We start from the raw sequence: 9259 nt of genomic DNA, 5'->3' as shown, positions 1-9259 counted from the left end.
CTGGGCAGGCTGGGGTTCTAGGCGGCTCCGCCGCCCGTGAGTGGTTAACGAGACCAGGGACTCGTCAACCACTCACGGGGCCGGCAGCCCGCAGGAGAAGCAGCACCGACGCCGCGAAGTCGTGCTCCCCGTCGCTGCCGGTGGCAAGTCTGCGCAGCTGCAGGCCGGCGATGGTCGCCACGACCGTGGGGGCGACGGACTCCGCATCGGGGACGCCGAGGGCGGTGAGGATCGTCACCGTCAATTCGTCGTACGCGGCGAAACATTCGGCGGCGGCCTGACGGAGTTCGTGATCGCGGCCCGCCTGGATGTACAGCTCGAACGGGGCGATCCGCTCCGCGGAGAACGCCAGATCCTTCGCGACCTTCTCGGTCAGTGCGGCGACGTCCTCGAAGCTGAGCCCCTGGTCGCGGTACCCCTCCGCCAGCTCCGACAGCCGCTGCGTCTCCTCCGTCACGAACCCCGACAGCGCGGCGCGCAGCAGGTCCGTCTGCGTGGGGAAGTGGTACGTGATGGAGCCGAGCGACACCCCGGCCTGCGCCGCGATCCGCCGATTGGTCACGCCGGGAATGCCTTCCGTGCCGACGATGTGCAGCGCCGCCGCGAGGATGCGGTCACGGACGTCCGTCGACGCCATGGTCACCACCACTTCCCGGGACGGTCCAGGTCCCACCGGAGCACCGACTCGAGCTGGGCCGCAACGGAAACCAGGAGCGGCTCCGCGTCGTCGTGCCCCATCAGCTGGGCGCCGATCGGCAGGTTTCCGGACGTGAACCCGGCCGGGACGCTCACGCTCGGCCAGCCCAGCACGTTCCACGGCCACGCGTACGGGCAGACCGCGGTGATCACCTTGTCGGTGGCCCACGAACCGATGCCGTCGATCCCGTCGACCCTCGGCGGGGGAGTGGCGGTGGTGGGGGCGAGGACGAGGTCGTACTCGTCGAAGATCGCACCGACACGTCGCCGCATTCTCGGTTCGGCCGCCCGGGCGGCGCGCAGCGGTGCCCCGCGCAGCAGCCGCCCGGTCCGGGCGTTGCCCCTCGTGCGCGGGTCGACGAGGGACGGGTCGGGCAGCTTCCGCATCCAGTCGTCGATGCCGACCATCGACCGGGGGAGGAAGCCGAGCCCGAACATGATCCCGTAGTCGGGGTCGTCCACCACGACGCGGTGCCCGAGCCCGCGCAGTGCCTCGGCGATCCGCGCGACGCCCCGGCGCACCTCGGGGTGCAGCGTCGAGGGGGTGGCGGTGAACGGGATCCGCAGGGACAGCGCGATGCGCAGCGGACCGGGGTCGCGGCCGACGGCGTCGCTGACGGTGACCGGCGGCGGTGTGTGGAGGTCGCCCTCGTGCGGTCCCGCCGCGACGTCGAGGAGCAGGGCCGCGTCGGCGACCGTCCGGGCCAGCGGGCCGTTGACGGTGAGACCGTAGAACGCCTCGGCGGCAGGCCAGGTGGAGATGCGACCGCGTTGCGGTTTGATGCCGACGAGGTTGGTCCACGCCGCGGGGATGCGGATGGAACCGGCACCGTCGGAGCCGATCGCGGCGGACACGAGGCCGGCGGACACGGCCGCCGCGGCGCCCCCGGACGACCCGCCCGGGGTGTGATCGCGGTTCCACGGATTGCGGGTGTGACCGAACGCGGGTCCGCCGGTCAGCGGCCACTGCCCCAGTTCGGGACTGTTGGTCTTGCCGACAACGACGGCACCGGCGGCGCGCAGTCGGCGCACCATCTCGGAGTCCCGCGCCGCGGGCGGGAAGTCGCCCGGGCAGCCGAACGCGGTGGGCTCCCCGGCGACGTCGACGTCGTCCTTGACGGCGATCGGGACTCCGAGGAGCGGGAGGCGTTCACCGGCGGCGATCCGGCGGTCGGCCTCGGCGGCCTCGGCGAGGGCCTTGTTCCGGCGGACCACCTTGAACGCGTTGAGCGTCGGCTGGCTGGCATCGATGCGGTCGAGGGCGGCGCGGGTGGCCGCGACCGATGTGGTGTCGCCGGAGGCCAGGGCTTCCGCCTGTTCGACGAGTCCCGGTGACCGATCGCCTTCCTCGTCGCGGCGCTGTTCACTGCCCAGTTGTCCCGTGCTCATCTCGCCCCTCCCCGTAACTGTTCGTTCGAACGAACAGTATCAGTGGAGGTGCCGGCGGACTACCCTTCCGATCGCCTCGGCGGCCCCGCGAGCCTGCGATTCGGGCAGGCGTGCGTACCCGCAGACCAGCCCGCGCGGACCGGCGTCGGTGGTGCGGTAGTCGGCGAGACTTGGCACCGTCACCCCGTGGTCCTGCAGTTCCGCGGCGAGGGCGACGTCGTCGACCGAGCGCGGCAGTGTCAGGACGACGTGGAGACCGGCCTCGATGCCGGCGACCCCGACCCCGTCCGTGCCCACCACGGACAGCTGCTGCTGCAGCGCGGCGACGAACGCCGACCGGCGGGCCGCATACGTGCGGGAGGCGCGGGCGAGGTGCCGCGACAACGCACCCGAGTCGAGGAAATGCGCCAGCGCGAGGGCCGTGATCGCACAGCAGGCCTCGCCGGTCGTGTCCAGCGCCCGGACGATCCCCGGCCGCAGCGCCGCAGGGGCGATCACCCACGCCACCCGGACCGCGGGAGTGAGGATCTTCGACGCCGTGCCCACGTACGCCACGCAGTCGGACCCGCGGTCGATGCTGCGCAGGGCGGGCAACGCCGACACGTCGTAGCGGAACTCGCCGTCGTAGTCGTCCTCGATGATCAGCGTCCCGGATGCCGCGGCGTCGGCGACGAGCCGGGCCCTGCGGCCCACCGGCATCCGGGCGCCCATCGGATACTGGTGGGCCGGCGTGCAGTAGGCTGCCGCGTCGGCGCCGCGCAGCAGTGCGGGATCGAGGCCGTCGTCGTCCACGGGCACGCAGCGTGTCCGCGCGCCCGCGGCCTCGAGAACCAGGCGGGCCCGGCTGTAGCCGGGCTCCTCGAACACCACGTCGCGGCCGCTCAGCCCGGCCGCGGCGACGACGGTCCGGAGTGCGGAGCCCACTCCCGGAACGATCACCAGTTCGTCGGGCCGCGCCGCGATGCCCCGGGTGCGGCGCAGATGCCCCGCGAGGGAGCGCCGCAACTCCGGGTGCCCGTCGGGGCCGGGAACGTCGGACGTCACCGGGGCGGCCGCGGCCGACCGCCACGCCCGGCGCCAGTCGGTGGTCGAGATCAGGCCGGGGTCGGGGTGGCCCGGGGTGAGGTCCCACCGCGCCTCGGGTGTCGCGGCAGCGGCCTGCGGCGCCCGTTCCGACGTGCGCGTGATCGTGTGCGAGGCGACGTGGGCGCGGGCCGCCACGTCGGCGCCCGGCGCGATCCGGGTGCCCGAACCGGCGCGCGCGTGCGCGTATCCGGACGAGCAGAGTTCGTCGTACGCGTCGACCACCGACGCCCGCGCGACCGTCAGGTGGCCCGCGAGCGCCCGCGTGGAGGGCAGTGGGTCGCCGGGCCGCAGGCGGCCGCCCCGGATCTCGTCGAGGATCGACTCCGCGATGCGGTGCCGCAGCGGTGCGTCGGTGTCGGGGAGCCGCAACGTCAGGTGCAGTTCGGGGCTGATCCGGGGCATGCACCCACAATACTGGTCTGGCGATATTCGCAATTGTGGATCTGGAAGCTGATCCACATCGGGGTGAGGATGGTCTCGTGGACAAGATCAGGAGATACCCCGACCGTGCCCGAACCGAACGTGCGCAACTCGACGCCGTCCTCGATGCCGCGCCGATGGGCACGCTCGCCACCGTCGTCGACGGCCTGCCCTGGGCCGTGCCGATGCTCTACGCCCGCGACGGCGACAGGATCCTGCTGCACGGCTCCACCGGGGCCGGAGCACTGCGGCAGGTCGCGGCAGGCGCCCCCGCCGTGCTGTGCGTCGCGTTGCTCGACGGAATCGTCGTGGCGGACACACTGTTCGACTCGTCCGCCAACTACCGTTCCGCGGTGGTCCGCGGCAACCTCGTGACACTGGACGAGGACGAATCCGCCGGCGCCCTCGACGTGCTGTCGGACGTCCTGATCCCCGGTCGCAGCCGGGAGGTCCGGGGGCACCGGCGCAAGGAACTTGCCGCGACGCTGGCCCTCGCCCTCCCGATCACCCCGGGGCAGTGGACCGTCAAGGTGCGGGACGCGCCGCCGGGCGAACCCGCGGAGGCGAGCACTGCGTGGGCCGGCGTCGTCCCGGTGCGGTCGGTCGCCGGTGCTCCCGTCCCGGCGCCGTGGGTGGCGACCGGCACACCCGTGCCCGCGTCGGTGTCGCGGCTGACCCGGACCGCGTAAGGAAAGCGTCAAGAGCCCTGGACGTCCCGTAAGCGCTTCGTCAGCGAGGCCTCTGTCGCCCGGATCCGGCGCGATGCTGGCATGACGCCCCGCAACCGGTGGGGTGTCATGCCTGCGCTGAACCGCAGGATCAGTACGAAGAGGGATCCTCACATGGCCGACGTGGCCTACGTTGCGCTCGTCCTCGGCGGGTTCGCCTGCTGCGCGCTCGTTCTCCGTGCCCTGCAGACCGGACGCGTGAAATGACCGGCGCCGGAATACTCGCCGTCGTCCTCGTCGCGATCGCGGCGGCGCTCGTCGTGTACTTGCTGGTCGCGCTCATCGACCCGGAGCGGTTCTGATGACGCCCGCCCTCGCGGCCGGCCTGCAGATCGCGTTCGTGATCGCGGTCCTCGCGGTGTTGTACGTGCCGGTCGGCGACTACATGGCCCGCGTCTACGAATCCCGCCGACACCTGCGCGTCGAGTCCGTGCTCTATCGCCTGTGCCGCATCAACCCCCACACGGAGCAGACCTGGTCCGGCTACGCGGGCAGCGTGCTGGGCTTCTCGATGGCCGGCGTGCTCTTCCTGTATGTCCTGCAACGCATTCAGGGTGTGCTGCCGCTGTCCGGCGACCTGTCCGGGGTCAGCCCCGCGGTCGCGTTCAACACGGCCGTGTCGTTCGTGACCAACACCAACTGGCAGTCCTACGCCCCCGAGACCACGATGAGCAACCTGACCCAGCCGGTCGGGCTCGCCGTGCAGAACTTCGTGTCGGCGGCGGTCGGCATAGCCGTCGCGGTCGCACTGATCCGCGGGTTCGTCCGCGTGGCCCGGGGCGGTGAGATCGGCAACTTCTGGGTGGACCTCACCCGCGGCAGCCTGCGCATTCTGCTGCCGTTCTCCTTCGTGATCGCGTTGATTCTGTTGAGCCAGGGCGTGATCCAATCTTTCCGCACGGGCTTCGAATCCACCGGACTGGACGGCAACACCGTCACGAACGCACTCGCGCCCGTCGCCTCGCAGGAGGCGATCAAGGAACTCGGCACCAACGGCGGCGGCATCCTCGCCGCCAACTCGGCGCACCCGTTCGAGAATCCGACCCCGGTCAGCAACATCGTCGAAATCCTCGCGATCCTGCTGATCCCGGTCTCGCTCACCCGCACGTTCGGCACCATGGTCGGCGACCCTCACGACCGAGCGAGCAAGGTGTCCGGGCACCGCCAGGGTCTGACACTGCTCGCCGTGATGGGCATTCTGTGGGGTGCGCTCCTCGCCGTCACGCTCGCCGCCGAATCGGGACGACGCGGCGTCGCTGCCACCGCGGCCGGGGCGATGATGGAAGGCAAGGAAGTCCGGTTCGGTATTCCGGGCACCGCACTGTTCGCCGTGAGCACGACGGGAACGTCCACGGGCGCGGTGAATTCCGCCCACGACAGCCTGTCGCCGCTCGGTGGCGGAGCCGTGTTGCTGAACATGCTGCTCGGGGAGATCGCGCCCGGCGGCGTGGGCACCGGGCTCTACGGCATCCTCGTCCTCGCCCTGATCGCCGTCTTCGTCGGCGGACTCCTCGTCGGCCGCACACCCGAGTACCTGGGCAAGAAACTGCGGCAACGGGAGATCACCCTCGCCGCACTGTCGGTGCTGGTGATGCCCGCGCTGGTCCTGATCGGAACCGGCATCACCGTGATCCTGTCCTCGACCACCGGTTACCAGGCCAACAGCGGCGACCCCGGCAGTCCCGGATCGATCCACGGATTCTCGGAAGTGCTGTACGCGTTCGCGTCGGCGTCGAACAACAACGGCAGCGCGTTCGGCGGGCTGACGGTCACGAGCGACTGGTTCCAGACCGCGCTCGGCGTGTGCATGCTGTTCGGCCGGTTCCTGCCGATCATCTTCGTCCTCGCGCTCGCCGGATCCCTGGCGTCGCAGAAGAAGACGGCCGCGGGCGCCGGAACCCTGCCGACGGCGGGCCCGATGTTCACCGGGCTCCTCACCGGCACCGTCGCGCTCGTCGCGGCGTTGACATTCTTCCCGGCCCTCGCGCTGGGACCGATCGCGGAGGCTCTGCAGTGAGTGTGAACGTGACCAGTCGTCCGGCGACCGAGCCGACGACGACGGAGGGCGGCCACGACCCGGCGCCCGTCAAGGCCGGGATCTTCAGCCCCGCCCAGCTTGTGACGGCGCTACCCGGCGCGCTCCGCAAACTCGACCCGCGGCACCTCGCCCGCAACCCGGTGATGTTCGTGGTGTTCGCCGGTTCCGTCGTCACCACCGTCATGGCCGTCGCCGACCCGTCGGTGTTCTCCTGGGCGGTCACCGCGTGGTTGTGGTTCACCGTGCTGTTCGCGAACCTCGCCGAGTCGGTCGCGGAGGGGCGGGGCAAGGCGCAGGCGGCGAGCCTGCGGAAGGTGAAGCAGGACACGGTCGCCCACCGGATCACGGCGAGCGGCGCCCTCGAATCGGTGCCGGGCACCGACCTCGTCGTCGGCGACCGCGTGGTCGTCGTCGCCGGTGAGGTCATCCCGGGCGACGGCGACGTCGTCGAGGGCATCGCCACGGTGGACGAGTCGGCCATCACCGGCGAGTCCGCGCCCGTCGTCCGCGAATCCGGAGGAGACCGGTGCGCCGTCACCGGCGGCACCACCGTACTGTCCGACCGGATCGTCGTCCGCGTCACCGCGGCCCCCGGGCAGTCGTTCGTGGACCGGATGATCGCCCTCGTGGAGGGGGCGGCGCGGCAGAAGACGCCGAACGAGATCGCGCTGAACATCCTGCTGGCGTCGCTGACGATCGTCTTCCTGCTGGCCGTCGTCGCCATCGGCCCGATGGGACTGTACGCGGGGCAGGAACAGGATCCGATCAAACTGATCGCGCTGCTGGTGTGCCTGATCCCCACCACGATCGGCGCCCTGCTGTCGGCGATCGGGATCGCCGGAATGGACCGGCTGGTGCAGCGGAACGTCCTGGCGATGTCGGGGCGGGCGGTGGAGGCGGCCGGCGACATCGACACGCTGCTGATGGACAAGACCGGCACCATCACGTTCGGCAACCGGCAGGCCACGGCCCTGCATCCCGCGCCGGGGGTCTCCGCGGTCGAGCTGGCGACGGCCGCACGGCTGTCCAGCCTCGCGGACGGCACTCCCGAGGGGCGCAGCATCGTGGACCTGTGCGCCCGGGACTTCGGGTTGGACCCCGCGCCGTCCGAGGCGGAGAGAGCGGCGGAGTTCGTGCCGTTCACGGCGCAGACCCGGATGAGCGGGCTCGACATCCCCCACGTGAGTGCTAACGCGTGTCCCGGCACACGACGCCACTCACATGGGGCCGAGTTCGACGGCACCCGCATCCGCAAGGGCGCGAGCGACGCGGTGCTGAACTGGGTGCAGGCGCTCGGCGGACACACCTCGCCCGCGGTCACCGGCGCCGTGAACGAGATCGCACAGGCCGGCGGGACCCCCCTCGTGGTGGCCTCGGTCCAGGCGGATGTGCCGACGGTGCTCGGCGTGATCGCGTTGTCGGACGTGGTGAAGCCGGGCATCGCCGAGCGGTTCGCGGAACTGCGGGCCATGGGAATCCGCACGGTGATGGTCACCGGCGACAATCCGCTCACCGCCAAGGCCATCGCGGAGGAGGCCGGTGTCGACGACTTCATGGCGGAGGCGACACCCGAGGACAAGCTCGCGCTGATCCGCAGGGAACAGGAGGGCGGACGGCTCGTCGCGATGACCGGCGACGGCACCAACGACGCCCCGGCCCTGGCCCAGGCGGACGTCGGGGTGGCGATGAACACCGGCACGTCGGCGGCGAAGGAAGCCGGGAACATGGTGGATCTCGATTCCGATCCCACCAAGCTCATCGAAGTGGTGGAGATCGGAAAGCAGCTGCTCATCACCCGCGGCGCGCTGACCACGTTCTCGCTCGCCAACGACCTGGCCAAGTACTTCGCCATCCTCCCCGCGTTGTTCAGCGTCATCTATCCGCAGCTGGACACGCTGAACATCATGCGGTTGGCCACACCGGAATCCGCCATCCTGTCGGCGGTGATCTTCAACGCCGTCGTGATCGTGGCCCTGATCCCGTTGTCGCTGAAAGGTGTTCGCTATCGGCCGTCATCGGCGTCGACGCTGCTGGGCCGCAACCTGCTGATCTACGGCCTCGGCGGTGTGATCACACCGTTCGCCGGTATCTGGCTCATCGACCTCGTCGTCCGTCTCATTCCCGGAATTGGGTGACCTCGCATGCGTTTTCTCCTCGGACTGCTCCGGCAGACCTGGGCCGGACTCCTCGTCCTGCTCGCGCTCACGGCCGTTCTCGGCGTGCTCTATCCCGCCGCGGTGTGGGGGGTGAGCCGGATCGGCGCCGGCGCGGCCGAGGGTTCGCCGGTCCGCGACACCACCGGGTGCGTCGTCGGGAGCCGGTGGGTCGGTGTCGACCCGCATGTGCCGGCGGGGGAGCCGGACCCGTTCTTCCACAACCGGGTCACCGGGTCGGTGGCCGAACAGGATCCGTTCGCGCCGGGCGACCCCGCCACCGCGCTGCCCACCAACCAGGGACCGAGCAGCGAGATCCTGGCGGCGTTCGTCACCGAGCGCAGGAACGCGATCGCCGCTCGTGAGGGCGTGCGGCCCGAGGCTGTTCCGGCGGACGCGGTCACCGGATCGGGTTCCGGCATCGACCCGCACATCAGCCCTGCATACGCGGCGGTGCAGGTGCCCAGGGTCGCGCGGGTGAACGGCCTGAGCGAGAGCCGCGTCCGGCAGTTGGTCGACGAGAACACCGAGGGAAGGCAACTCGGGTTCCTCGGCGAGCAGCGGGTGAACGTCCTCGAGTTGAATCTCGCCCTCGGTCTGACCGCTCCTCGATGCACGGCCCCCACGGCTGGTGGATGATGGCGAGGTGAGTGGTACCGGACCCGAGGGCGAACGCCGGCGCGGGCCCACCACGGAGCCGGCCGCGGCGGCCTCCTCCGTACCGTCGTCGTCGGCGCCCGCGGCGGTGT

Annotated in this window: 8 protein-coding genes; 5 read left to right on the top strand and 3 right to left on the bottom strand. The window is 71.1% G+C overall.

Going from position 1 to position 9259, the window contains the following annotated elements:
* Nucleotides 1-64: 64 nt before the first annotated feature.
* From ACFTZB_RS38860 to ACFTZB_RS38850, 3 genes are read right to left on the bottom strand one after another with little or no spacing between them, the layout of a single operon-like run.
* The gene (locus ACFTZB_RS38860; protein WP_378440227.1) at nt 65-637 is read right to left on the bottom strand and encodes a TetR/AcrR family transcriptional regulator; all 573 of its coding nucleotides are present in this window, start codon (nt 635-637) and stop codon (nt 65-67) included.
* Between the two features lie 2 nt (nt 638-639).
* Nucleotides 640-2085, bottom strand: a complete 1446-nt coding sequence (locus ACFTZB_RS38855) for an amidase (RefSeq protein WP_378440225.1) — start codon at nt 2083-2085, stop codon at nt 640-642.
* 39 nt (nt 2086-2124) lie between these two features.
* A complete protein-coding gene (locus ACFTZB_RS38850; RefSeq protein WP_378440223.1) occupies nt 2125-3573 on the bottom strand; it encodes a PLP-dependent aminotransferase family protein in 1449 nt (482 codons plus the stop codon).
* Nucleotides 3574-3650: 77 nt separating this feature from the next.
* Between ACFTZB_RS38850 and ACFTZB_RS38845 the strand changes: the two genes are divergently transcribed.
* The 5 genes from ACFTZB_RS38845 to ACFTZB_RS38825 all read left to right on the top strand — a co-directional run bounded on the left by ACFTZB_RS38845 (nt 3651) and on the right by ACFTZB_RS38825 (nt 9149).
* Complete coding sequence (locus tag ACFTZB_RS38845; RefSeq protein WP_378440221.1) at nt 3651-4280, top strand: pyridoxamine 5'-phosphate oxidase family protein; 630 nt, start codon at nt 3651-3653, stop codon at nt 4278-4280.
* 242 nt (nt 4281-4522) lie between these two features.
* A complete protein-coding gene (gene kdpF, locus ACFTZB_RS38840) occupies nt 4523-4621 on the top strand; it encodes a K(+)-transporting ATPase subunit F (RefSeq protein ID WP_095865194.1) in 99 nt (32 codons plus the stop codon).
* The gene (gene kdpA, locus ACFTZB_RS38835; RefSeq protein WP_378440218.1) at nt 4621-6336 is read left to right on the top strand and encodes a potassium-transporting ATPase subunit KdpA; all 1716 of its coding nucleotides are present in this window, start codon (nt 4621-4623) and stop codon (nt 6334-6336) included. The genes kdpF and kdpA overlap by 1 nt, the downstream gene beginning before the upstream one ends.
* Nucleotides 6333-8492 carry a potassium-transporting ATPase subunit KdpB gene (kdpB, locus tag ACFTZB_RS38830; protein ID WP_378440216.1) on the top strand — a complete coding sequence of 720 codons (2160 nt, stop codon included), beginning with the start codon at nt 6333-6335 and terminating at the stop codon, nt 8490-8492. The genes kdpA and kdpB overlap by 4 nt, the downstream gene beginning before the upstream one ends.
* Nucleotides 8493-8498: 6 nt before the next feature.
* Entirely contained in the window at nt 8499-9149 is a 651-nt protein-coding gene (locus ACFTZB_RS38825) for a potassium-transporting ATPase subunit C (protein WP_378440214.1), read from the top strand.
* Nucleotides 9150-9259 lie beyond the last annotated feature (110 nt).

The organism is Rhodococcus sp. NPDC057014 (assembly GCF_042673295.1).
Taxonomy (GTDB): Bacteria; Actinomycetota; Actinomycetes; order Mycobacteriales; family Mycobacteriaceae; genus Rhodococcus_F.
The sequence above is the reverse complement of the archived record's forward strand: the minus strand, read 5'-3'. Positions and strand labels throughout refer to the sequence as shown.